The following is a 24,424-nucleotide window of genomic DNA, read 5'->3' as shown; positions in this document are numbered from 1 at the left end:
AGTCAGCCGAGAAGAATTTCCCCGCTTATTCGCACCTTCCCTAGAGCTGGCCGTGCGCGGTAAATTGGTGCCGCAAGACCCCAGCGATGAACCGGCCTCCGTGCTGTTGGAACGGATCGCCGCCGAAAAGACGCGGCTGGTGAAAGAGGGCAAGATTAAAAAGCCCAAAGCCTTGCCAGAAATTGGTGAGGAAGAGAAGCCGTTTGAATTACCGGATGGGTGGGTGTGGTCAATGCTTGCAGAGATCGCAGAGATCAATCCACGTAATGAAAGCGATGATACTGTTGACGCATCATTTGTACCCATGTCTTTAATCAGCACCGCATATAACGGGCAGCATGAATTTGAAGCAAGGAAGTGGGGCGAGATAAAGAAAGGTTTTACCCATTTTTCTAATGGGGATATTGGCATAGCAAAAATAACACCATGCTTTGAGAATAGTAAGGCTGCAGTTTTTCGTGGTTTAACTAATGGAATAGGTGCAGGAACGACAGAGCTTCATATAGCTAGACCATATACAGATTATGTTTCAGCATTCTTTATATTATTAAATATAAAATCGCCTATATATCTCAAAAAAGGTGAGGCAGGAATGACCGGAACCGCAGGTCAAAAGCGACTTGCCAAGGACTTTTTCTCATTCTATCCATTGCCAATTCCGCCATTTGCAGAACAGCACCGCATCGTTGCCAAAGTGGATGAGCTTATGGCCCTCTGCGACCAGTTGGAGCAGTGCAGCGAATCGCAGTTGGCGGCCCATCAGACGCTGGTGGAGACCCTGCTCGCCACACTGACAGACTCCTGCGATGCCGACGAGTTGGCGCAAAACTGGGCGCGGCTAAGCACTCATTTCGATACCCTCTTTACCACTGAGGCCAGCATCGACGCCTTGAAACAGACCATCCTGCAACTGGCAGTAATGGGTAAGCTGGTACCGCAAGACCCAAGCGATGAACCCGCCTCCGCCCTGCTGGAACGCATCGCTGCCGAAAAGGCGCTGCTGGTCAAAGAGAAGAAAATCAAAAAAGAGAAACCGCTGCCGATGATTCGGGCGGAGGAACAGCTATTTGAGCTACCAATAGGTTGGGAATGGGTTAGATTTAGCCAAGTTGCACACTCTCGCCTTGGAAAAATGCTCGATAATGCAAAAAATATTGGCAATGAATTGCCATATTTAAGAAATACAAATGTGCAGTGGGATCTGATTGAGCTTGATGATATAAAACAAATGAAAATCGATGATAATGAAAAAGATGAGCTAGCTCTTAGGTATGGTGATTTATTGATATGTGAAGGTGGTGAACCTGGAAGATGTGCTATTTGGAAGCATCATAATAAGGAAATGTATTTTCAAAAAGCACTGCACCGAGCAAGGCCTTATCAAGGGGTAATGGCAGAGTATTTACAAATTTGTTTAACTAATGATGCTGCTACGGGAACCTTAGAACAGTATTTTACAGGAGCAACAATTAAGCATTTTGTTGGTGCAAAACTGAATGAATATTCAATTCCTCTACCTCCTACTGCGGTACAAAAATTGATAGTAGCTAAAGTCGATGAACTGACGACACTCTGCGATCAACTTAAATCCCGCCTGCAAACCAGCCAGCAGACCCAACTTGCCTTGGCCGAGTCGCTGGTGGAAGGAGCCCTTGCCTGATGAGCCGCATATTTAATGTCTATTGTGATGAGTCCTGCCATCTGGAGAACGATGGTCAATCGGCCATGGTGCTTGGGGCTGTATGGTGTCCGCTGGATAAGCGCCACGAGATCGTGCGTCGCTTGCGGGAGATCAAGCAAAAGCATGGGTTGGCGCCGGATTTCGAGGTGAAGTGGACCAAGGTTAGTCAGTCGAAACTCGCCTTCTATCGTGACCTGCTGGATTACTTTTTCGATGATGATGACCTTCACTTTCGTGGTCTGGTTATCCCGGATAAATCACAGCTAAATCATGAAGCGTTTGGGCAGAGTCATGACGACTGGTACTACAAAATGTATTTCGTCATGTTGAAGACGATCTTTGAGCCGCAGAATGGCTATCGAGTCTATATCGATATCAAGGATACCTTGGGGCATGAGAAGATCAGCAAGTTGCATGATGTTTTGTGCAATAACACGTATGACTACTCGAAGAAAATCATTCATCGGGTGCAGCGGATCCACTCTCATGAAGCCGAGTTGCTGCAAGTTGCGGATCTTTTGATCGGAGCCCTGAGCTATCTGCATCGAGGGTTGACCAGCAGCCAAGCCAAGCTGGCGTTGATTGAAAGAATACGGCAACGAAGTGGTTACAAGCTGACACACAATACCCTTCTGCGAGAGAGCAAGTTCAATCTGATGGTCTGGTGCAGCAGGGGTGGATGGTGATGCAACCTATATGGCTACCTGACCTCATTCTGATGACCGCCTCTGGCGGTGATTGGGGGCGTTTTTTCTCTGCTGTTTATGCGGCCTTCGAACAAGACTTTGTACTCAACAAACCCGAGTTCAGAGGCAAGCGTCTTGGTCTGAAACGTCATCCTGAATATGCCGGGAAATCAGCGACCTTCTGGCACATGATTTCAACTGGAGAAGTTGAAGCAGAGCGAGAACCCGATTTACGTCGATGCGAACGCATCCGCTGGCCCAAACCCATCATCGAGAATGATAGCGATCCTGAGCTGAAGGTGTGGGCTGAGCCTCGTGGCAAGCAACAACGCATCCATATCTGGTTTGAAGCGGAAGGCTACCTAGTCGTGCTGGATGATCGAGGAGAATACATCCTGCCGTGGACGGCATTTTTCATCGAACATGAGCACGAACGGCGCAAGTACAACAAGCGCTGGGAACGGTATGGGAGTTATTGACTGCTAGGGGAGGGAATTAAGCTGGCCGCGCCCTCCGGAGAGGACGGGGCCGTAACTCCTTCTACGCTGACGCCAAAGGCTGGTAGATGAGATGCGCAAAGTGTAACGGTTACCCCGATGATTAGCAACCGACTGGCTGTATGGCGAAGTAATAAGGCGTGTATGCCGACACAAAGACAGATTCAAAAAAACAACCCCGGCGTAAGTTGCAAAGCAACCAAGAGGCCGGGGTCATGTTGCGGGAAACCTTAAAGAGACGCCCTCTTTCAGTCAAACATTTTTACCCCATTTTGTGATGGATAGAGTGGTAGTCGAGTGGATATCAAAGCAGGATCTCGAAGGCTCTTCAGCTAAGTGAGAGCCTGCTTGAAATATCAATATTACAAGGAGTTGCGATGCTACATGCAATCCTGCATGGCAAGGCTGGGCGTATCGAGCGGGAAGGGGAATCCCTGCGCTGGCGCGACCTGTTTAAAGGCAGCGAAGATCTGCTAACTGCCACTTTCTTTGGCCGTCTGCCCCACCTCTCGGACGGTACTCTGGGGGCCGTGCTGCACTTTCTACTCGGTGACAATCCGCTAGACCCGGCCAGCTTTCAACGGCTGGAGCTGTGGCCAAAACTGGTATCGCTGCAGGATCGCCGTTATGTCGAGCCCGATGTGCTGCTCCACTTTGACGACACGCTGGTGGTTATCGAGGTGAAGCCCCCGTTCGGTGGCGACCAGTATCGGGAGCAGTGGCTGGCGCAGGTCAATGCTGTGGTCAGTGAAGCCGAGTTTGATGACTATGAAGACCGGCTCTATTACGTGGCACTTGGCAATATCCCTGTCGCTCCGCTGTCTCCCCCCGATCTGCCGAAGCGCTTTGTCCAGATGACCTTGCGTGAATGGGAGCCACTGCGCCGCTATCTGCAAACTGCCTCCGAGTTTGAATCCTGCCGTCAGGATCGCGCCATCCGCGATGAGTGGCTGCAGGCGTTTGAGCTGTTTGGCATGGCCCCGGTGGTACCTGAATGGGCGCCGTTGTTTGCCTACGCAGGGCGGCTGGATCTGGATTGCGGGGTGATGTCAGAACGGCAAATTACCCCACCCGCTGAGCCTACTGGTTGGGCTGCTCTGCTCGATTATGCCGGGACATTCCACCTATCTCGCCCCGATTTCTCTTTTTTGAATCACTGACTCTGGCTAAGGATGCCGTCATGCCACACGATCTTGAACAGACCACCCAGCTGGTGACCCAACTGCAACAAGCTCACCGACTCGCAGCCGGTTTCTACCAGCGTATCCTCCCGCTATTCGATCAGATCGCCAGTCAGGCGCTGGACGCCGAGTTCTGGTATTGGGAGCCCAGCGAAAATAGCCGCCCCTGCCGCTCAGGAACCCGCCCTTCCAGCAGCTGGGCATGGGACTATCTGCCACTGTTTGCATCGAATCACGCTTACCGGGACAGGAATGGCGATAAGGCTCTGCAAGGTGATAAGACGCTGATTTTTCGCCTCTATATCGATGATGATTTCCGTCAAAACTCAGCCTTGCGTGCACATACGAAGGGTCAGCCTGATCCTTTGCAACTGTCTGGCAACGCCGTGGTTGAAGTAAATCTGTACCGTTGCCTGCAGGATAGTGATAACCACCTCTGGGATCTGCTCAAGCAGGTTAGCTGGCCTGCTCATCAACCTGACTGGCAGCAAAGTGACAAATGTCATCAGCTTGAGATCTGCTCCAATCATCTGCCGCTCGCCCAGCTGCTTGCCGACCCTGATAGCGTGGCCGATTGGATCAAAGAAATGAACCATCGCTGAGCCTGTGGTTGGCTTGGGATAGCCAACCTAGTGGAGCCTAATGACTTTACTGGCGGTCTCTCGCCCAAATGTCATTTGGCTCTACCAACCCCCCTTCCTGTTCCCATCTTAAATTTCACATCCGAAAATTTTCCAGAAAACGCTGTAAGTGCCCAAAACGGGCACTTACAGCGGTCTGGATTTCGTTAGGTCCCCGGTACGCTCTTGCATGCTGATGTTTGTAACTAGGAGACAATCTGCATGCGCGAACAAAATTCGTCAGTTTTCAGTGATCCGAATGGGGCAATCCTGAAAGAGCTTTATGAGCTTAAGCAGTTGGTAATCCAGCAAGGACAGGCGCAAAAAGAGGTGCTTTCTGCCGAGGAGTGCGCTGAGTTGCTGGGGGTTTCTGTCTGCTATGTGTACCGGCTGACCAGTGAAAAGCGTCTGCCGCATTACAAGCCACAAGGCAAAAAGATCTACTTCAAGCGCGTTGAGCTGCTGGACTGGCTGCTCTCCCACCGCATTTCACCAGACGCCGAACTCACTGAGCATGTAACCAAGCGTGTGCGGCAAGCTAGCCATGGGCGGTTGTGAGGTGGGTATGACACAGGATCTGATTACATCTCTCTGCCCCCGGGATCTCCGGTCGGCTTTTATTGAACCTCCGAAACCCCTCGATTTTGTCCTACCGGGGCTGCCTGTTGGCTGCGTTGGTGCGTTGGTGTCACCGGGAGGGGTGGGCAAATCGATGTTGGCATTGCAACTGGCAATGCAGATCGCCGGTGGGCCGGATTGGATTGGACTTGGCAAGCTGGGCAGGGGAACCGTGCTCTACCTGCCTGCTGAGGACCCTTGGCCTGTACTGCACCAGCGCTTGTTTGCCTTGGGCGGAGGTCTTGATGCTGAACTTCGTGCCAACGTCGAACGAAACCTTCGTCTTATACCGCTGCAGGGCTCCAGTCCGAATGTGCTGGATAGCCATTGGTGGGAAGCGATTGCTATATGGGCTGAAGGGGTGAGGTTGATTGTCATCGATACTTTGAGGCGCTTCCACGATGCCGACGAGAACGCGGCCTGTGCCATGACGCAGGTACTGGGTCAGTTGGAGCGGCTGGCCATGAGGCTGGGATGCGCTGTGTTGTTTGTACACCACACCAGCAAATCCGCAGTATTCCAAGAAGTTGGCGATCTGCAGCAGGCAAGCCGTGGTTCGTCGGTGCTGGTAGACAATGTGCGCTGGCAGGGCTACCTCGCCACTATGACCAAGAAAGAGGCGCAGCAGCTGGGAGTATCGGCAGAGAAGAGCAAGCTTCACGTGCGGTTTGGGGTAAGCAAAAGTAATTATGGGCCGCCACTACCGGAGCGCTGGTTGGTGCGGGGGGAAGGTGGCGTGCTGTATCCCGCTCCCGCTAGGTTGGGCGTAACACGCCGAGCGGGAGGCAAACGTGTCTTGCTTTGAATTGACTCATGCTAGGCATGACCATATGCACTGTCTTGCACCCGGGTTGTTTAGGGCGATCTCGCATGGCCAACGCCGCCGTGACAAGCTGGAGGTGATTTACCGTTTCGGTGGTGGCAATCAGATCGAGTTCTCCGGGCCTGAGCCGCTGGGTGCAGATGACCTCCGTGTGCTTCAGGGGTTGGTTGCCCTGGCTGGACTTGAGTCACAAAGTAACGAGATTGAGCCAGTTGCGGTGAGCGAAACTGGGGCGATATTGCGAGATCTTCTGGATCTTCGTTGGGCTGCCAACCAGCAAAGGGTATTGGTGGTCAGAAGCAGCCTGCGCAAACTGGCCAAGGAGGTTGGATACGCCAATCCTCGGGATACCAATACTGTACGTTGCTGTATCGAGCGATTGTGGAAGGTGTCGGTGATCGCAAAGGTGGCTGGCCAGCGTAGCGGCTTTCGCTTATTGGCGAACTATGTCAGTGACACTCAGACTGATGGACTTTTTTTGGCGCTTAATCCCTTGCTGACCTACGCCATTATGGGTAATGGTCGCCATGTTCGTATCGACATGACAGAAGTTCGGCACTTGAATGGCAGCATCGCTCGGTTGTTGCATCAGCGGCTATGTGCCTGGGTGGATTGTGGTCAGAAAAGGGCAGTGCAGTTAGACACCTTGGTCGCTTATGCCTTTCCCGATGAGGTCAGCACGGCCACCCATCGCAAGCGGCAATCAAGAGTTCGTAAGGCATTGGATGAGCTGACTGCTTTGGGCTGGTCTATCTGCGAACATGCCAAGGGGCGGTTTACCATCGGCCGGCCTGCACTATCACGATAACGGTCACAAACTATCACGAAAGTGGTCACAAAGTTCACGATAACGGTCACAAGCCAATTCAGTGAAACCCAGTTACCGCTTGGGCTGCAGGGCGATCCTGAAATCCGATCTATATTATCTAAGATAATCTAGGCCAGCGCATGGTCGCGCTGGCCTATTTGTTGGCTCTTCCTGGCCATGATCTCGTCGAGGGTGCTTCTATCACTCCAATACGTTGGGAAAATCGAGCATGGCATCTCTACGCCGTGATTCAAGGATGTCTGCATAGATCTCTGTGGTTCTCAGCTCACTGTGTCCCAGCAAGCGGGAGAGGGCATAGATATCGACGCCGCGGTTAAGCTGGATGACGGCGAAGGTATGACGCGCGCTGTGGAAGGTTACCTTCTTGGTTATACCCGCCTGCAACGCCCACCGGGTGAGCTCCATGTTGTGCCAAGCCGAGTACTTGAGGCCCTTGAAGATCCGCTCTGTTGCCTTGCCTGAGCGCCCCATCAGCTGCATCGCCATGTCATTCAAATCCAGGTATTGCAGGCCGCTGGTCTTTTTCTGGGTGAAGACGATACGGTAATGGCCATAGAAAGGCTCCAGCTCGGCCCAGGTCAGCTTGTGAATGTCGGACCAGCGCAAGCCAGTGCAACAAGAGAACAGAAAGGCGCGCTTAAGAACGTCATAGCGGCACTCAGCCTGGGCCATGGCCCGAACCTCATCTTCGGTCAGATAAACCCGCTTGTTCTTCTCCCCCTGGATGACTTTGACGCGTCGTACCGGATTATCCATCAGCAGCCGCTCCTGCTCTGCTTGGTTCAGGGCTGCCCTCAACTTGTTGAAGTAGGCACTTTGGGTGTTGCGGCTCAGTGGCGTGCCGCTTTTGGTGCGGGCCTTGTGCATCAGGTAGTGCCGAAAACCCTCCAGGAACAGCTGATCGACCTCCTCGAAAGTCAAATCAGGCAGTTTATGGTACTGGCGCAAATGCTTGAGGGTAGACACCCAGATGGAATAGTTGCTCTTGCTGCCTGCCGCCTTTTGGTCGGTCACTTCCTGGAAGTACTCAAAGAAGCTGGCCTTGTGGGCGCTCGATAAATCCAGATGGTGTTTGCCGGTCTCGTATTCGAAGAGCCGCTTGGCGCGAATGGCTTCGGCTGCCCGCTGGGTTTCTTTGTTGTGAAGCCGCTGTGCCGGGGTACGCGGCTTGTCGTACAGGAAGAGATCCAGGGGCTCTCTGCTGCGCTTGTGCTTGCGGATGCCTGTGGCGGGATCAAGGTAGGAGCCGGCGTAGTAGGTTAAGCGCGCAGTGCGCTTGCCTTCGGCGTCCGGTTCGCGGAATTCGATGCTGATCTTCATGAGTGTCCCCCAAAAGTACCCCAAGAGGTTACTTCGGGGTACTCTCGGGGTAAATTCTCACGAAACAAGATCAGGTAAGAACAGCCAGTAAAAACAAAGTCCAATATTTACAATGTCTTATGTTCTTTATGGCTGCTTTTTATTGCTGATTTTTCACCACATTACTTGCCGATGCAGAAGCTGGAGAAGATACGACCCAGCAGATCGTCGGAGCTGAATTCACCGGTGATCTCGGAGAGGGACTCCTGCGCGAGGCGCAGCTCTTCAGCCACCAGCTCGCCGGCCACGAACACTTCCAGCTGCTCTTTGGCCACCAGCAGCCGCTCGGCAGCACGCTCCAGCGCATCCAGATGGCGGCGGCGGGCCATAAAGCCCCCTTCGGTGTTGCCCTGGAAGCCCATGCAGGCTTTCAGGTGCTCGCGCAGGGCAGGCAGCCCCAGCTCTGTCTTGGCTGAGATGCGGTAGACGGCGTGGCCCTGCTCCTGGCTCGGTGCCAGATCCTCTCCGGTCAGGTCGGCCTTGTTGCGAATGACGGTGAGGCCGATGTTTTTTGGCAACCGATCAACAAATTCCGGCCAGATCTCCCGCGGGTCAACCGCGTCTGTGGTGGTGCCATCCACCATAAACAGCACCCGATCGGCCTGTTCGATCTCGGCCCAGGCGCGCTCGATACCGATCTGCTCCACCTTGTCCTGAGTGTCGCGCAGACCAGCGGTGTCGATGATGTGCAGCGGCATGCCATCGAGATGGATATGCTCGCGCAGCACGTCGCGGGTGGTACCGGCAATCTCGGTGACGATGGCCGACTCACGGCCCGCCAGGGCATTTAGCAGGCTCGATTTGCCGGCGTTGGGACGACCGGCGATCACCACCTTCATCCCTTCCCGCAGCAGGGCGCCCTGTTTGGCTTCCCCGCGCACGTCGTCCAGCTCGGACATGATGGCGTAGAGGTCGCCCGCCACCTTGCCGTCGGAGAGGAAGTCGATCTCCTCGTCCGGGAAGTCGATGGCCGCTTCCACATAGATGCGCAGCCGGATCAGGCTCTCCACCAGTTGCTGGATTTTGCTGGAGAACTGCCCCTGCAGGGAGTGCATGGCGCTGCGGGCGGCCTGTTCGCTGGAGGCTTCAATAAGGTCAGCGATAGCTTCGGCCTGGGCCAGATCCAGCTTGTCGTTGATGAAGGCGCGCTCGCTGAACTCGCCGGGGCGGGCAGGGCGGATGCCGTCGATTTTCAGAATGCGGCGGATCAGCATGTCCATGATGACGGGGCCGCCGTGGCCCTGCAGCTCCAGCACATCCTCGCCGGTGAAGCTGTTGGGAGCTTTGAACAGCAGGGCGATGCCCTGATCCAGTACCTGGCCTTGCTCATCCTTGAACGGCAGATATTCGGCGTAGCGCACCCGCGGGAGCTTGCCGAGCACTATCCCGGCGACCTGTTCGGCGGCGGGGCCGGAGACCCGGACTATGCCGACGCCACCACGGCCTGGCGCGGTGGCCTGGGCCACGATCGTATCTGTTGTCATCTTGCTTGGCTCGTTTGTTCGCTGATAGGAAAACGTAGTGGGAGACATTGTAATAAAAAAGGCGGCCCGAAGGCCGCCTCTTTTGTCATCACGGGAAGATTAGCTGCGTGAATGCAGTCCTTTCTTCTCCAGCTGACGATAGATGATGGTCTGCTGGATGATGGAGATGACGTTGCTCACCAGCCAGTAGAGAGTCAGGCCAGCCGGGAACCAGAGGAACATGAAAGTGAAGATGATCGGCATGAACTGCATCACTTTCTGCTGCATCGGGTCGGTTACGGTGGTCGGGCTCATCTTCTGCAGATACCACATGGAGGCACCCATGAGGATTGGCAGCACGAAGAAGGGGTCCTTCACTGACAGGTCAGTGATCCACAGGGCAAACGGCGCGTGACGCAGTTCAACGGACTCCATCAGTGCCCAGTAAAGGGCGATGAAGATCGGCATCTGAACCAGGATCGGCAGGCAGCCACCCAGCGGGTTGACCTTCTCCTTCTTGTACAGCTCCATCATGCCCTGAGACATCTTCTGGCGGTCATCGCCGAAGCGCTCGCGCAGGGCCGCAATCTTGGGTTGCAGCATGCGCATCTTGGCCATGGAGGTGTACTGGGCCTTGGTCAGCGGGAACATGATGCCGCGTACCAGCAGGGTCAGCATGATGATGGCCAGACCCCAGTTCTGGACGAAACCGTGGAACACGGTCAGCAGCCAGTGCAGCGGTTGGGCGATGAACCACAGCCAGCCGTAGTCGACGGTCAGGTCGAGGTGGTTAGCCACCTTGGCCATCTGGTCTTGCAGCTTGGGACCGACCCACAGCTTGCTGGTCACTTCAGCCTGTTGGCCGGCAGCCACGTCAACCAGCGGCGCCTTGTAACCGATGATGGCTTGGCCTTTGCCCGGGATCACACGGCTGTAGAAGCTGTTGGTATCGTCGGCATTTGGTGCCCAGGCAGAGACGAAGTAGTGTTGCAGCATGGCGACCCAACCACCCTTGGTGGTCTTGTTCAGGTCGGCATCCTTCATCTCGTCGAAGGTGTACTTCTTGTAGCGGGTATCTTCAGTGGAGAAGGCACCACCACGGTAAGCGCTGGCTACCATGGCATGACCTTCCTGATCCTTCGGCGTTGCTACGGTCTGCTTCAGCTGACCATAGAACTGCACCTGAACCGGCTCGGCAGATTTGTTGTCGATCTTGTAATCAACGCCAACGGCATAGTCGCCACGCTTGAGGATGAACTCCTTGGTGAAGACCACGCCCTTGCTGTCGGTCCAAGTCATCGGAACGACGACTTGATCCTGACCATCGGCCAGCTGATAGCTGGTCTGGGCGGCTTCATAGGTAGGACGACCTTCGGCCTGACTGTCCGGACCGTTGCGACCCACCAGACCGCTCTGGGCGATATAGAGGTGCTCAGGCTTGCTGGTCAGCAGCACGAACGGTTGGTCCTTGCCCTCTTCCAGTTTGTGAGACAGCAGTTCGGCAGACACGACGTCACCACCCTGGGTATCCAGGGTCAGCTTGAGCACGTCAGAGGAGACGGTGATCAGCTTGCGTGCGGCAGTCGCGTTGGCTTGCTCGGAAACCTGAGGAATATCACCGGTCTGACCGGCTTCAGGTACGAAATGTTCGGTTTGGGCCACGGTAGTCGGGGCCGGCTTCGGAGCCTTGTCGGACTCCCACTGTTGCCAGAGCAGAAAGCTCACGAACAGCAAACCGATCAGGAGTAGATTGCGTTGTGATTCCATAGTCTTCAGTTTCTTCGCTTTGGTTGCGGAACCGGGTCATAACCACCCTCGGATAAGGGATGGCATTTTAATAGACGTTTGCTAGCTAACCAAACGCCTTTTATGAAACCGTGAAGTCGGATGGCTTCTATCGCAAATTGGGAACAAGTTGGAGTAAAACGGCAGCGCGGCCCGAGCAGAGGGCTAATGATTAGCTGATACAGGCGTATCAGTTTGATAGCTACCCATTGCAACGGCGTGACAGAGTGCGCCATAGCTTTTCCAGTAACTTGAACAGTTCCTCGTTATCCATCTCTTTCACACCGGCCTTGGCGATCACCACGATGTCGATAGCGGGCAGCTGATGTTGTTTGAGGCGGAAACTTTCCCGGACCACCCGTTTGACACGGTTACGCCAGACGGCACGCTTGAGTGCTTTTTTAGGCACAGCGAGACCAAGACGAGAGTGTTCGAGTGAATTGGGGCAGGCGAGAAGCGTAATTTGCGGGGAAGCAGCCCGGACAGGCTCGGCGAAAACGCGTTTGAAGTGTTCGGGAGTTAACAGACGTAACTCCCGAGAGAAGGTGTGCTGGGTAGGCATTAAACTACCAGACGGGCACGACCCTTGGCACGACGAGCGGCCAGAACTTTACGACCGTTGGCAGTTGCCATGCGGGCGCGGAAACCGTGAGAGCGCTTGCGCTTCAGGTTGGACGGTTGAAAAGTACGTTTCATGATTCGATTCCGTATTTCTGTACAGTTTTGATTGTCACACTTAGCCGACGCGCCAGCTATAGCGTGTGACGACTAGCAAAAGAGGCCGAATTCTAAACAGAGTTCGGCTTTTAGTCAATCCGCCGTTCCCTCTCATCCTGCCATGGTCTTGAAAAGGCCACTGCCGAGCGTGAGGATCCAGAGGATCAAGGGCTCCGGATTATACTGGCAACCCGGGGTTAAACAAGGGATCCCTCAATAAAAAAGGCGGCCAGGCCGCCAAAGAGAGAGCTATTTAAGGACTTTCCGCAAGAACTCCCGGGTACGGGGATCCTTGGGATCGACCAATATCTGATCCGGCGGGCCCTGCTCGACGATCCGCCCCCCTTCCATGAAGATCACCCGATCGGCAACATCACGAGCAAATTCAATCTCATGGGTCACCACCACCATGGTCTGGTGCTGGCGGGCCAACTCTTTCATCAGTCCCAAAACCTCGTCGACCCACTCGGGATCGAGGGCCGAGGTGGGCTCGTCAAACAGGATCACCTTGGAGTGGGCCGCCATGGCGCGGCCAATGCCGACCCGCTGCTGTTGGCCGCCTGAGAGCGACGCCGGATAGGCATCCTGCTTGTCGGCAAGACCAATGTCCTTGAGGATGCCGAGCGCTGTGGCACGGGCCTCGGCTTTTGGCTGCTTCCAGACGGTGATCAGCCCTTCGGCGATGTTGTCGAGCGCCGTCTTGTTGGCAAACAGGGCATAGTTCTGGAACACGAAGGAGGCCCGCTTGCGCAGCTCGATCGCCTGCTGTTCACTGGCCTTGGCCAGATTGAGCTCGAGATCGTCGATGGCCAGGGTGCCCGCATCCGGGGTCTCCAGCAGGTTCAGGCAGCGCAACAGGGTCGATTTTCCGGTGCCGGAGGGGCCGATGATGACGACAATTTCCCCCTTTTTGACCTCCAGATCGATGCCGTTGAGCACCTGATTGCCGTGATATGCCTTGGAGAGGCCGGTTAGCTTGATCATGAACGCCCTCCTTTAATAGGCACGGTTGAGACGGACTTCCAGCAGATGCTGCAAGCGGGTAAAGAAGATCACCACCACCCAGTAGATCAGCGCCACCGCCATAAAGCTCTCGAAGAACTTGAAGGAAGAGGAGGCTTCCATTTGCGCCTTGCCCATTATCTCGGCCACCCCCAGCGTGAAGGCCAGCGAGGTGCTCTTGATCATGTCGATGAAGTAGTTCATCAGCGACGGGGTGGCGATACGGGCTGCCTGCGGCAGGATGATCCGCTGCATCGCCTGATAACGGCTCATGCCGATACTGAGCGCCGCTTCCATCTGGCTTTTGTGAATGCCGAGGATGGCTGCGCGGATCGACTCGGCCATGTAGGCGGCGAAGTGCAGGGTCAGACCGACGATGGCGGCGGTAAAGGCATCCATCCCCACGAAGATCGGGAACAGTTGCGGCAGTCCGTAGTAGAGCAGGAACAGCTGAACGAGTAGCGGTGTACCCCGAAAGAACGAGATATAGAGCATCGCCAGCCAGTGAATCGCGGGGACGCGAAACACCCGTACTATCGCCAGGGCCAGCGAGAGTACGAGTGCCAGCACGAATCCCCACAGGGCCATCTCCATCGTGGTGCCCAGATATTTGAGCAGGATGGGAAACAGCCCCAGCGTGTATTCGAGGTCAAATTCCATCATTTATTTGTCGGTGATGTCGGAAGCGAACCATTTCTCGGAGATCTGACGCAGGGAGCCATCCTTGCGCATGGCGGTCAGAGCCTCGTCGACCTTCTTCAGCAGCGCCTGTTTCTCCGGGGTCTTCAGGAAGGGCAGGGCGTTCTCGATAGTCTCGAACGGTGCGCCAGCCTGTTGCAGCGGCAGCTTGGACTCCTTGATCAGCTGGGCGGTGGAGACGCGGTCCATCACGAAGGCATCGATGCGACCCAGGGCAACATCCTGCTCGAAGGCGGAGTCATAGGTGCGGATATCGATCTTCTTGTTCGGGTCATTCTTGCGCAGCAGCTCTTCGAAGTTGGAACCCAGGTTCACGGCCACCTTCTTGCCTTCCAGATCCTTGATACCGTGAATGGTGCTGTTGCCCTTGCGTACTACGATCTGGGCGCCGTCATAGACGTAAGGCTGGGAGAAGTCGTACTTCGCCTTGCGCTCGTCAGTGATGGTGATCTGGTTGGAGATGGTATCGATGCGGCCGGTTTCCAGCATGCCGAACAGGCCGGAGAAGCTGGCGGTCACGAATTCGACCTTGTAGCCGGTACGCTCGCCGATCTGGTTCCACATATCCACTTCAAAGCCTTGTAGCTTGTCCTGCTTGACGAAGGTGAACGGGAAATATTTGCCAGACATGCCGACCTTGATGGTCTCCTGGGCGATGGCCTGACTGGACAGGGTGGCGAGCAGGATGGCTGCGCCGGAAATCAGTTTGATGGATGTTTTCATGGTGTTTCTCTCTCTCAATGTCTTGTATTTGTAGTTGTAATAACTGGTTTGGCCCTGATGTTATTGGAATAAAATTTAAAAAATAAATGACATTTGGTTATATGAAATAACAGGAGAGAAGCACGGGATCGACCAATCCGGACGGTGGATCAAGCTGTGGGTAACTTTGGGGATGAAATCCGATCCAAAGGCGCTGGATCCTTGAAAGTCAAGGATCTTATTTGCTGGATCCACCGGGCGATGGCTGGAGATCCGGCGGCTAAAAACGTAGAATAGCCGGTCTTTAGTTAATCAATCGACAGGAGTTTAGAGTGACTGCTTCGCTATGGCAGCAGTGCCTTAACCGGCTGCAAGATGAGTTGCCCTCGGCAGAATTCAGCATGTGGATCCGGCCGCTTCAAGCGGAGTTGAGTGACAATACTCTGACCCTGTATGCACCGAATCGCTTTGTTCTGGACTGGGTACGAGACAAGTATCTCATCCGGGTTAACGGCATCATCAACGAACTCTGCGGGGTCGACGGCCCCGCCCTGCGTTTTGATATAGGCAATCGTCCCCATCCTGTTGCTGTCGCCAGAGCGCCGGTACAGGGTGCCGCGCCTGTGAATAACTTGCAGAAGAGCTGGGAAAGCAAGGCTGAAGCCAAGCCCGAGCCGAACCACAAGAGCAACACCAACGTGAACTATACCTTCGAGAATTTCGTCGAGGGTAAGTCCAACCAGTTGGCGCGTGCGGCTGCCCGTCAGGTAGCGGACAATCCGGGTGGTGCTTACAACCCGTTGTTCCTCTATGGCGGCACCGGCCTGGGTAAAACCCACCTGCTGCACGCCGTTGGCAATGCCATCAAGGAGAGTAAAAAAGATGCCAAAGTCATCTATATGCACTCCGAGCGGTTTGTTCAGGACATGGTGAAAGCGCTGCAAAATAACGCCATTGAAGAGTTCAAGCGTTACTACCGCAGTGTCGATGCCCTGCTCATCGATGACATCCAGTTCTTCGCCAACAAGGAGCGCTCCCAGGAGGAGTTCTTCCATACCTTCAATGCCTTGCTGGAAGGTAACCAGCAGATCATCCTCACCTCGGATCGCTATCCGAAGGAGATCAATGGTGTCGAGGATCGCCTCAAGTCCCGCTTCGGCTGGGGCCTGACCGTGGCGATCGAGCCGCCGGAGCTGGAGACCCGCGTCGCGATCCTGATGCGCAAGGCAGACGAGAACCAGATCCATCTGCCGGATGAAGTGGCCTTCTTCATTGCCAAACGTCTGCGATCCAACGTCCGTGAACTGGAAGGTGCCCTCAACCGGGTTATCGCCAACGCCAACTTCACCGGCCGTGCCATCAACATCGATTTCGTGCGCGAAGCGCTGCGCGACCTGTTGGCACTGCAGGAGAAGCTGGTCACCATCGACAATATCCAGAAGACGGTGGCGGAGTACTACAAGATCAAGCTGGCGGATCTGCTCTCCAAGCGTCGTTCCCGCTCTGTTGCCCGTCCGCGCCAGCTGGCGATGGCACTGGCCAAGGAGCTGACCAATCACAGTTTGCCGGAGATAGGTGATGCCTTTGGTGGCCGTGACCACACTACCGTTCTTCATGCCTGCCGCAAGATCGAGCAGCTGAAGGAGGAGAGTCACGACATCAAGGAGGACTATTCCAACCTGATCCGTACCCTTTCTTCCTGATAACGGAATGGAGTGGACAGATGCAGCGCGAATATTCCAACCTGATCCGAATCTTTTCCTCCTAATCACAACGGAGAGCACAGATGCAGCTCGAAATTAGCCGTGAGGCCCTGTTACGTCCTCTGCAACTGGTGTCCGGCGCCCTCGGCGGCCGACCGACCCTGCCGATCCTCGGCAACGTGCTGCTTGATGTCAGCAACGGTCTGCTGTCACTGACCGGTACCGATCTCGAAGTAGAGATGATCGGTCAGGTCTATCTGAACGGGGCCAGCGAAGATGGCCGCACCACAGTACCGGCGCGTAAACTGCTGGATATCTGCCGTGGTCTGCCGGAAGGCGCCGAGATCCGTCTCAATACCGAAGGGGAGCGCCTGATCATCCGCTCCGGTCGCTCCCGCTTCAACCTCTCGACCCTGCCGGCGACCGAGTATCCGAACATCGAGGATTGGGAATCCGTGCTCGAGTTCGATATCAGCCAGCTGGAGCTGAAGAAGCTGATCGATGCGACCCAGTTCTCCATGGCCAGCCAGGACGTGCGTTACTACCTGAACGGCATGCTGTTCGAGAGCGAAGGTCACGGTCTGCGCACCGTGGCGACCGACGGTCACCGTCTGGCCACCTGCCGCCGCGAGGTAGTAGGGGAATCGCTGCCCGATCATCAGGTTATCCTGCCGCGCAAAGGGGTACTGGAGCTGGTGCGTCTGCTGGAAGCGGAAGACAAGCCGGTGCGGCTGCAGATCGGCCGCAGCAACCTGCGTGCTGCCCTCGACGGCTTCATCTTCACCTCCAAGCTGGTGGATGGCCGCTTCCCGGACTGGCGCCGCGTCATTCCGCGCAACAGCGACAAGGCCCTGATCGCCGGCCGTGAGGATCTGCGTCAGGCGTTTGCCCGCGCCGCCATCCTCTCCAACGAGAAATTCCGTGGGGTGCGTCTCAATCTGCAGGAAAACCTGCTGCGCATCACCGCCAACAACCCGGAACAGGAAGAAGCCGAAGAGCTGCTTGACGTACAATATGCCGCTGGCGAGATGGAGATCGGCTTTAACGTCTCTTATGTGCTCGACGTGCTGAATACGTTAAAATGTGACCAAATTCGGATTAGCCTGAGCGATTCCATCAGCAGTGCCATTATTGAGGATTTTGAACATCAGGATGCTCAGTACGTGGTGATGCCGATGCGGATCTAGTCGTGTCCCTGGTCAAACTCCAGCTCAGCGACTTTCGCAATATCCAGCAAGCCAGTCTCAAGCTGTCGCCCGGCCTCAACATTCTGGTCGGGTGCAATGGCAGCGGCAAGACCAGCGTGCTGGAAGCCATTCACTACCTTGGTCTGGGGCGCTCCTTTCGCACTCATTTGACCGGGCGGGTCATCCGCCAGGGGGAGAGGGCCTTTACCCTGTTTGCCCAGTGTGAACTGGAAGGGCGTCAGGTACCGATCGGTCTTGCCAAAGACAAGAGTGGCGAGACCCAGCTCAAGATTGCCGGGGCGCAGGCCCAGCGGCTTGCCGATTTGGCGGAGCTGTTGCCGGTGCAGTTGATCCATCCCGATGGCTTCAACCTGCTGACGGGCGGGCCTCAGGCTCGCCGCGCCTGGCTCGATTGGGGCGTTTTCCATCAGGAGCCGACCTTCTTTGCCCTGTGGGGGCGAGTGCGGCGGCTGCTGAAACAGCGCAATGCGCTGCTGCGCCAGAGCACCCAGTACCGCCAGCTGGCGTTCTGGGATCAGGAGCTGGTGCGGCTGGGGGGTGAGCTGGCCGAGTTTCGCGCCAGTTATTGTCAGGCCATTACGCCCCTGATCAAGGAGATGACGGCGGATTTTCTGCCGGAATTCGATATCAGTCTCGGCTTTTACCGAGGCTGGGAGAAAGATACTCCCCTCGGCGATCTGCTGGAGGCGGGGTTTGAGCGGGATCGGGCGCTGGGCTATACCGGTGTCGGTCCACAGAAAGCCGATGTGCGCCTCAAGGCGAACGGGGTACCCGCTCAGGATATTTTGTCCCGGGGTCAGCTGAAGTTGCTGGTCTGCGCCATGCGGTTGGCCCAAGGGCTCTATTTGAATCAACATAGCAGCCGTGGCTGTATTTTTTTAATTGACGATTTTGCCTCTGAACTGGATGTCGACAAGCGCCGCTTGCTGGCCGCAAGGCTGAAGCAGTGTGCGTCCCAGGTGTTTATCACCGCCATCGACACCGGTCAGCTCGCAGACATGATGGATGCGAATGACTGCAGGTTGTTCCACGTGGAACAGGGTAAAATCTCCGAAACGTTAGAGAAGGCAGAGAGTAAGCTATGAGTGAAAATACTTACGACTCCTCGAATATCAAGGTGCTGAAGGGCCTGGATGCGGTCCGCAAGCGCCCGGGGATGTATATCGGCGATACGGATGATGGCTCGGGTCTGCACCACATGGTGTTCGAGGTCGTCGATAACTCCATTGACGAGGCGCTCGCTGGCTACTGCTCCGATATTCTGGTCAAGATCCATTCCGACGGTTCTGTCTCTGTGCGTGACAATGGCCGGGGTATCCCGGTAGACATGCACGAGGAGGAGGGCCGCTCCGCCGCAGAGGTCATCATGACCGTGCTGCACGCTGGCGGTAAGTTTGATGACAACTCCTACAAGGTATCCGGCGGCCTGCACGGCGTGGGTGTCTCGGTAGTTAACGCCCTCTCTGACAAGCTGTTGCTGACCATTCGTCGTAACGGCCACGTCTACGAGCAGACCTATCATCTGGGTGAGCCGCAGGCGCCGCTCAAGCAGATTGGTGACAGCACCGGCACCGGTACCGAAGTTCGCTTCTGGCCGAGCCCTGCCATTTTCAGCGATACCCTGTTCCACTACGAGATCCTGGCCAAGCGCCTGCGCGAGCTCTCCTTCCTCAACTCCGGTGTCTCCATCCGTCTGCAAGACGAGCGTGATGGCCGCGAGGCGCATTTCTGCTACGAGGGTGGCATCAAGGCGTTCGTTGAATACCTGAACCAGAACAAGACCCCGATCCACCCGAAGGTGTTCCATTTCACCACCGAGCAGGATGGTATCGGCGTTGAAGTGGCGATGCAGTGGAACGACGCCTATCAGGAAGGGGTCTACTGCTTCACCAACAACATCCCGCAGCGGGATGGTGGTACTCACCTCGTTGGCTTCCGTACCGCGCTGACCCGTACTCTGAACTCCTATATGGACAAAGAGGACTACAGCAAGAAGGCCAAGTCTGCCGCCAGTGGCGACGACGTGCGTGAAGGTCTGATTGCCGTTATCTCCGTCAAGGTGCCGGATCCCAAGTTCTCCTCCCAGACCAAAGACAAGCTGGTCTCTTCCGAAGTGAAGACCGCCGTTGAACAGGCGATGGGTGAGAAGCTGGCTGACTTCCTGCTGGAAAACCCGGGCGATGCCAAGATCGTGGTCAACAAGATCATCGATGCGGCCCGTGCCCGCGAAGCGGCCCGCAAAGCCCGCGAACTGACCCGCCGCAAAGGCGCGCTGGATATCGCCGGTCTGCCCGGCAAGCTGGCTGACTGTCAGGAAAAAGACCCGGCTCTCTCCGAACTCTACATAGTGGAAGGGGACTCTGCTGGCGGTTCCGCCAAGCAGGGTCGCAACCGTAAGAACCAGGCCATCCTGCCGCTCAAGGGCAAGATCCTGAACGTGGAGAAGGCCCGTTTCGACAAGATGATCTCCTCGCAAGAGGTGGGCACCCTGATTACCGCACTGGGTTGCGGTATCGGTCGTGACGAGTACAACCCGGACAAGCTGCGTTATCACAACATCATCATCATGACCGATGCGGACGTCGATGGTGCGCACATCCGAACCCTGCTGCTGACCTTCTTCTATCGTCAGATGCCGGAAATCATCGAACGCGGCTACGTCTACATCGCCCAGCCGCCGCTCTACAAAGTGAAGAAGGGCAAGCAGGAGCAGTATCTGAAAGACGAAGACTCGCTGCTGCAGTACCAGACCGCCATGGCGCTGGATGGTGCCACCCTGCACGTCAACGAGTCTGCCCCGGCTATCGGTGGTGAGGCACTGGAGCGTCTGGTCAACCAGCACCGCTCGGTGACTCACCTGATCACCCGCATGTCTCGTCGTGCGCCAGAAGCCGTGCTGACCCAGCTGATCTATCAGCCGGAGTTGAACGAAGCGCTGCTGAATAGCGAGAGCGATCTGCTGGCCTGGTGTCAGGGTATGGAAGCCGTGCTCAACGAGAGCAACCACGCTATCCAGTACCAGATCCAGGTTCGTCGTGATGAAGAGCGCAGCCTGTACGTGCCACACGCCGTGGTACGTCAGCACGGTGTCGACCGCGAATATCCGCTCAGCTACGACTTCCTGCAGTCTGGTGAGTACCGTCAGCTGGTTTCGCTGGGCAAGGAGATCGCCAACCTGATCGAGGAAGGTGGTTTCATCAAGCGTGGCGAGAAGGTCAAGCCGGTTGCCAACTTCGTGGAAGCAGTCGAGTGGCTGATGGGCGAAGGCAAGCGCGGCATCTACATCCAGCGCTATAAAGGGTTGGGCGAGATGAACCCGGACCAGTTGTGGGAAACCACCATGGATCCGGAAGCCCGCCGCATGCTGCGCGTCACCATCGACGACGCCGTCGGTGCTGACCAGCTCTTCTCCACCCTGATGGGTGATGCCGTTGAGCCCCGTCGTGACTTTATCGAGACCAACGCCCTGCGCGTAGCCAACCTCGACGTCTAATCGACGCTATCAGCTCGATATACAAAAGCCGCTCCCTGTGAGCGGCTTTTTGTTTTTCTGGCGGAGGAGACGTTGCTCGTTCCACGTGGAACATTGAACCCGATTAACCAAGCTCAGGTGCCAGGCAGTAGAGTCGCAGACGATGGCCATCCGGATCGAGGGCCATGCAGGTGTAGCCAAACTCCATCTTGGTCGGCGCCTGGATCAGGGTGAGCCCGCGTGCCAGCCATTCGGCAGACAGGCGATCGACGGCATCATCATCGGGGAGGGCGAAGGCCAGCTCCATCGCTCCGGCCGTTTGGGTCACGGCAGGTTCAACAGTGGCGCTGGACCAGAGTGCCAGTCTGGCGCCTGACTCGAACACGAACATGGCAAAGGTAGGTGACTCCTCCACCGGTTCACGCCCGAACAGCTCGCGGTAGAAGAGCGCGCTGCGGGTCGGATTGGTAACGTAGAGGATGGTGAACTGGGGGACTAACATGGTGATGCTCCTTGCTGATGAGATGGCGCATCGGCGTCGACCCCCTCAGGATGGCGCTACCTGCTGTCAGTTTCTGTCAGCAATGAATTTCGGCTGCGGGATCTGCTGGGTGGTGCGCCACTCCTTCAGCAGGCTCTCTCTGTTTTTTGGATAGCGGCAATCTTGCGGCTGCATCCGGGTGATGCGATCGACCCGAAAGTGGCGAAAGCCCTGACGCAGTTCGCACCAGGCCACCAGTACCCGCACCTGTTCGAAGTAGCCGAGGGCAAATGGCCAGATGGTGCGCTCAGAGGCCTCATCCTTGAGATCGCGATAGCCCAGGGTCACCTTGCGTTGTTGGCGGATGGCGCTGCGCAGGGGGGCTTCATCGGTGAGGCTCTCGCTGCGGGAGGTGCCGATCAGCAGGGCATTGCTCTGGAGCTGCTGGCGATAGTCGGCTGGCAGTACGGCTTCTATCTTGGCCAGCGCACTGCTGGCCGATGCTCTCAAGGCTCCGTCACCGTGGGCGACGACCCAACGTGACCCCAGCACTAGCGCATCCAGCTCCTCTTCACTGAACATCAATGGCGGCAGCATGAAGCCGGGACGCAGCACATAGCCGATCCCCGGTTCACCCTCGATATGGGCACCTTGCGCCTGCAGGGTGGCGATATCCCGATAGAGGGTGCGCAGGCTGATGCCAAGCTGGTTGGCCAGCTCCGCGCCTGTGATGGCGTAACGGTGGCCGCGCAGCAGCTGGAGCAGGGCCAGCAGGCGTTCGGAACGGGACATGGGATTACTCCTCGGGATTTCTGGTTAGCCTGCCATAGCGGAGTGAGCGGGTATAGAGGATGTCATCAGACATTGTTTCCGCGAAAAGATCGGCGCCACTCGCTGGGGGAGATGGTAAAGCGGGCGCGGAAGTGGTTGCGCAGGGAGGTGGCACTCTTGAAGCCGACCAGCTCGGCGATGCGATCGATGGAATGGCCGCTCACCTCCAGCAGCTCCTGACTGCGCCTGAGCCGCTCCGCCAGCAGCCATTCACCCACCGAGAGGCCGGTAGCCTGATGAAAACGGCGGGTAAAGGTGCGGCGGCTCATCAGGGTGTGGGCCGCCAGAGAATCCAGGGTGTGGGGTTCGGCCAGATGGGCACGCAGGTGATCGAGCAACTGGTTCATCCTGACATCGCGAGTGGAGGCGGGCACCGGCTGTTCGATAAACTGGGCTTGGCCCCCTTCCCGGTGAGGCGGGATCACCAGCCGCCGCGCCACCTTGTTGGTGATGGCCGAGCCGTGGTACTGGCGTACCAGATAGAGGCAGCAGTCCAGCCCGGCGGCGGTGCCTGCCGAGGTGACCAGCCCTTCGTCATCCACATAGAGGGCGTTGGTATCGAGCTGCACGCAGGGAAAGCGGTGGCAGAAATCCTGCTCATACTCCCAGTGGGTCGATGCCTTGCGACCATTGAGCAGCCCGGCGTAGGCGAGCACATAGGTGCCGAGACAGAGCCCGACCAGTCGGGCACCTCTGGCTCTGGCGGCAATCAGAGCATTGAGCAGCTGTGCTGGTGGTCGTGCTGCCGGGTCGTGCCAGAAGGGAATGACGATGATCTCCGCCTCGGCCAGTACCTCCAGCCCATGGGGAGCCTGAATGGTGAAGCCTTGCGCCGAGTGTGAATGAGGGTTGCCATCACCGCAGCAGATCTTGAGCTCGAACAGCGGCTGGCCCGGCAGGATGTCGCCGAAGATGAGGCAGGGGACGGCGCAGTGAAAAGGGCTGAAGTGATCGAAGGTCACCACGGCAACGATCGGGGTGGGCATTATGTTGACTCCTCTCTGCGCGCAGACCACTCATCATAAGCGTCTGGCAGTAAAAGCCGAAGGGCCATGTTTGGCATGGCCCTCTTGTGGATCACAGCGATATCGCCTCGCCATCTTGCGGCACCCGTACCCGATCCATCATGCCCCGTTCCGCCAGATAGTCGCGCAGCTCCTGGCGTGACAGTACGGCGTGGTTGACCGCCTCCATATGGCTGGCGATCAGCGTGGCCTGCGGTGCGGCCTGATAAACGGCGGCGACATCCTCCTTGCCCATGATGATGGAACCGAGCCCGGGCACCTGTGCATCGCCACAGTTGAGGATGATGACCTCGGGCTGATGCTGTTGCAGGGCTTGCTCGACCGAGGGATGCCAGATGGTATCACCGGCCAGATAGAGGCACTGTTCGTCGGGATGGGAGAAGACCACGCCGCATACCTCTCCCATGCGCTCGCCCAGTACCGCCATCAACTGGTCGTTGCCGTGCTGGCCACCGGTCTGCTGCAGGCGAATGCCGGCAAACTCGGGCTGGTCGCTCAGCAGACGCACATCCTCAAAGCCACTGGCACGAATAGCATCGGCATCTTTCTGATGTTGCACCAAGAGCGGCAGATGCTTGGGGATCAGGGCTTTGGCGGCGTCATCCCAGTGGTCGGGATGGTCGTGGGTGACGATAACGGCATCCACATCGACCAGCTCATCGAGCGGCAGCGGCAGCTCGACCAGCGGATTGCGCAGATGGCTGTTGGCGGTGCCCTCAAAGCCGGGGAAGGCTCCCTTGGCCGAGAGCATGGGGTCGATCAGAAAGCGGGTGCCGGCATAGTCGAGCAGCAAGGTGGCGTTGCGAACCTGGGTAATCTTCATGGGATGGCTCCATGTTGGCTGGTGGGTATGCAACCAATTATGGGAGACGGAGCGAGTTGTCATCAGTGGCCCACGGGTCGATTATCATCACTATCGGGCCAACAGGTTGATGTTCTACAGGTCGGTGCGGCCATTTAAAAAATTTGAAAAAATCCCCTTGAAAGGAAAAAGTGAGCCCCTATATAGGTAACAAGGCCGGAACGCTCGACAGAGGTTTCG

General features: G+C 56.5%; 25 protein-coding genes. 12 read left to right on the top strand and 13 right to left on the bottom strand.

Annotated features, from left to right (window positions below):
• From L972_RS17495 to repC, 8 genes are all read left to right on the top strand, one after another.
• The coding region (locus L972_RS17495) for a restriction endonuclease subunit S (protein WP_156127061.1) at nucleotides 1–1,660 on the top strand (1,660 nt) is incomplete at its 5' end.
• Entirely contained in the window at nucleotides 1,660–2,367 is a 708-nt protein-coding gene (locus L972_RS17490; RefSeq protein WP_081990753.1) for a DUF3800 domain-containing protein, read from the top strand. The genes L972_RS17495 and L972_RS17490, both read left to right, overlap by 1 nt.
• Entirely contained in the window at nucleotides 2,361–2,846 is a 486-nt protein-coding gene (locus tag L972_RS17485; protein ID WP_197058106.1) for a hypothetical protein, read from the top strand. The genes L972_RS17490 and L972_RS17485 overlap by 7 nt, the downstream gene beginning before the upstream one ends.
• A 395-nt stretch (nucleotides 2,847–3,241) precedes the next feature.
• Nucleotides 3,242–4,024, top strand: coding sequence for a hypothetical protein (locus L972_RS17480; protein WP_047439892.1), 783 nt, complete (start codon nucleotides 3,242–3,244; stop codon nucleotides 4,022–4,024).
• A gap of 53 nt (nucleotides 4,025–4,077) precedes the next feature.
• The gene (locus L972_RS17475; RefSeq protein WP_231560945.1) at nucleotides 4,078–4,647 is read left to right on the top strand and encodes a hypothetical protein; all 570 of its coding nucleotides are present in this window, start codon (nucleotides 4,078–4,080) and stop codon (nucleotides 4,645–4,647) included.
• A gap of 240 nt (nucleotides 4,648–4,887) precedes the next feature.
• Entirely contained in the window at nucleotides 4,888–5,223 is a 336-nt protein-coding gene (locus L972_RS17470; RefSeq protein ID WP_015848536.1) for a helix-turn-helix domain-containing protein, read from the top strand.
• On the top strand, nucleotides 5,210–6,088 hold the full coding sequence (locus L972_RS17465; protein WP_323136994.1) for a helicase RepA family protein: 879 nt from the start codon (nucleotides 5,210–5,212) through the stop codon (nucleotides 6,086–6,088). Before L972_RS17470 ends, L972_RS17465 begins: the two co-directional genes overlap by 14 nt.
• A gap of 25 nt (nucleotides 6,089–6,113) precedes the next feature.
• Nucleotides 6,114–6,914 (top strand): replication protein C, IncQ-type, encoded by an 801-nt coding sequence (gene repC / locus L972_RS17460; protein WP_052200084.1) that lies wholly within the window; start codon nucleotides 6,114–6,116, stop codon nucleotides 6,912–6,914.
• A 201-nt stretch (nucleotides 6,915–7,115) separates the two neighbouring features.
• Here repC and L972_RS17455 read toward each other — a convergent pair whose 3' ends face one another.
• The 9 genes from L972_RS17455 to L972_RS17420 form a co-directional block, all read right to left on the bottom strand.
• Entirely contained in the window at nucleotides 7,116–8,255 is a 1,140-nt protein-coding gene (locus tag L972_RS17455) for a site-specific integrase (RefSeq protein WP_047439882.1), read from the bottom strand.
• 161 nt (nucleotides 8,256–8,416) lie between these two features.
• Nucleotides 8,417–9,778, bottom strand: coding sequence for a tRNA uridine-5-carboxymethylaminomethyl(34) synthesis GTPase MnmE (gene mnmE, locus L972_RS17450; protein WP_019445516.1), 1,362 nt, complete (start codon nucleotides 9,776–9,778; stop codon nucleotides 8,417–8,419).
• A gap of 99 nt (nucleotides 9,779–9,877) precedes the next feature.
• Entirely contained in the window at nucleotides 9,878–11,524 is a 1,647-nt protein-coding gene (yidC, locus tag L972_RS17445; RefSeq protein WP_005355794.1) for a membrane protein insertase YidC, read from the bottom strand.
• Nucleotides 11,525–11,529: 5 nt separating this feature from the next.
• Nucleotides 11,530–11,778: a membrane protein insertion efficiency factor YidD gene (yidD, locus tag L972_RS21100; protein WP_010672280.1), complete on the bottom strand. Its 249-nt coding sequence runs from the start codon at nucleotides 11,776–11,778 to the stop codon at nucleotides 11,530–11,532.
• Complete coding sequence (gene rnpA / locus L972_RS17440) at nucleotides 11,745–12,104, bottom strand: ribonuclease P protein component (protein ID WP_005339313.1); 360 nt, start codon at nucleotides 12,102–12,104, stop codon at nucleotides 11,745–11,747. The genes yidD and rnpA overlap by 34 nt, the downstream gene beginning before the upstream one ends.
• Entirely contained in the window at nucleotides 12,104–12,238 is a 135-nt protein-coding gene (rpmH, locus tag L972_RS17435) for a 50S ribosomal protein L34 (protein WP_005307156.1), read from the bottom strand. The genes rnpA and rpmH overlap by 1 nt, the downstream gene beginning before the upstream one ends.
• A gap of 270 nt (nucleotides 12,239–12,508) precedes the next feature.
• The gene (locus L972_RS17430; RefSeq protein ID WP_005339311.1) at nucleotides 12,509–13,243 is read right to left on the bottom strand and encodes an amino acid ABC transporter ATP-binding protein; all 735 of its coding nucleotides are present in this window, start codon (nucleotides 13,241–13,243) and stop codon (nucleotides 12,509–12,511) included.
• Between the two features lie 12 nt (nucleotides 13,244–13,255).
• Nucleotides 13,256–13,924: an amino acid ABC transporter permease gene (locus L972_RS17425; RefSeq protein ID WP_019445518.1), complete on the bottom strand. Its 669-nt coding sequence runs from the start codon at nucleotides 13,922–13,924 to the stop codon at nucleotides 13,256–13,258.
• Nucleotides 13,925–14,683: an amino acid ABC transporter substrate-binding protein gene (locus L972_RS17420; RefSeq protein WP_047439880.1), complete on the bottom strand. Its 759-nt coding sequence runs from the start codon at nucleotides 14,681–14,683 to the stop codon at nucleotides 13,925–13,927.
• 311 nt (nucleotides 14,684–14,994) lie between these two features.
• On the opposite strand from L972_RS17420, the gene dnaA reads away from it, so the two are divergent.
• The 4 genes from dnaA (at nucleotide 14,995) to gyrB (ending at nucleotide 21,066) form a co-directional block, all read left to right on the top strand.
• On the top strand, nucleotides 14,995–16,365 hold the full coding sequence (gene dnaA / locus L972_RS17415; RefSeq protein ID WP_005339307.1) for a chromosomal replication initiator protein DnaA: 1,371 nt from the start codon (nucleotides 14,995–14,997) through the stop codon (nucleotides 16,363–16,365).
• A gap of 83 nt (nucleotides 16,366–16,448) precedes the next feature.
• Nucleotides 16,449–17,552: a DNA polymerase III subunit beta gene (dnaN, locus tag L972_RS17410; protein ID WP_005339306.1), complete on the top strand. Its 1,104-nt coding sequence runs from the start codon at nucleotides 16,449–16,451 to the stop codon at nucleotides 17,550–17,552.
• A gap of 2 nt (nucleotides 17,553–17,554) precedes the next feature.
• On the top strand, nucleotides 17,555–18,658 hold the full coding sequence (recF, locus tag L972_RS17405; protein WP_047439878.1) for a DNA replication/repair protein RecF: 1,104 nt from the start codon (nucleotides 17,555–17,557) through the stop codon (nucleotides 18,656–18,658).
• Entirely contained in the window at nucleotides 18,655–21,066 is a 2,412-nt protein-coding gene (gene gyrB / locus L972_RS17400; RefSeq protein WP_047439876.1) for a DNA topoisomerase (ATP-hydrolyzing) subunit B, read from the top strand. The genes recF and gyrB overlap by 4 nt, the downstream gene beginning before the upstream one ends.
• A gap of 103 nt (nucleotides 21,067–21,169) precedes the next feature.
• On the opposite strand, the gene L972_RS17395 is transcribed toward gyrB, so the two are convergent.
• The 4 genes from L972_RS17395 to L972_RS17380 form a co-directional block, all read right to left on the bottom strand.
• Nucleotides 21,170–21,547 (bottom strand): VOC family protein, encoded by a 378-nt coding sequence (locus tag L972_RS17395; protein ID WP_047439875.1) that lies wholly within the window; start codon nucleotides 21,545–21,547, stop codon nucleotides 21,170–21,172.
• A 66-nt stretch (nucleotides 21,548–21,613) separates the two neighbouring features.
• Nucleotides 21,614–22,318 (bottom strand): helix-turn-helix transcriptional regulator, encoded by a 705-nt coding sequence (locus tag L972_RS17390; protein WP_047439872.1) that lies wholly within the window; start codon nucleotides 22,316–22,318, stop codon nucleotides 21,614–21,616.
• Nucleotides 22,319–22,383: 65 nt separating this feature from the next.
• A complete protein-coding gene (locus L972_RS17385; RefSeq protein ID WP_047439870.1) occupies nucleotides 22,384–23,343 on the bottom strand; it encodes a helix-turn-helix domain-containing protein in 960 nt (319 codons plus the stop codon).
• A 91-nt stretch (nucleotides 23,344–23,434) separates the two neighbouring features.
• Entirely contained in the window at nucleotides 23,435–24,205 is a 771-nt protein-coding gene (locus L972_RS17380; protein WP_047439868.1) for an MBL fold metallo-hydrolase, read from the bottom strand.
• Between the last annotated feature and the right edge of the window lie 219 nt (nucleotides 24,206–24,424).

This window comes from Aeromonas sp. ZOR0001, from assembly GCF_000801015.1.
Classification (GTDB): Bacteria; Pseudomonadota; Gammaproteobacteria; order Enterobacterales; family Aeromonadaceae; genus Aeromonas; species Aeromonas veronii.
Note: the sequence above shows the minus strand (reverse complement) of the source record. Positions and strands in the feature narration are given on the sequence as shown.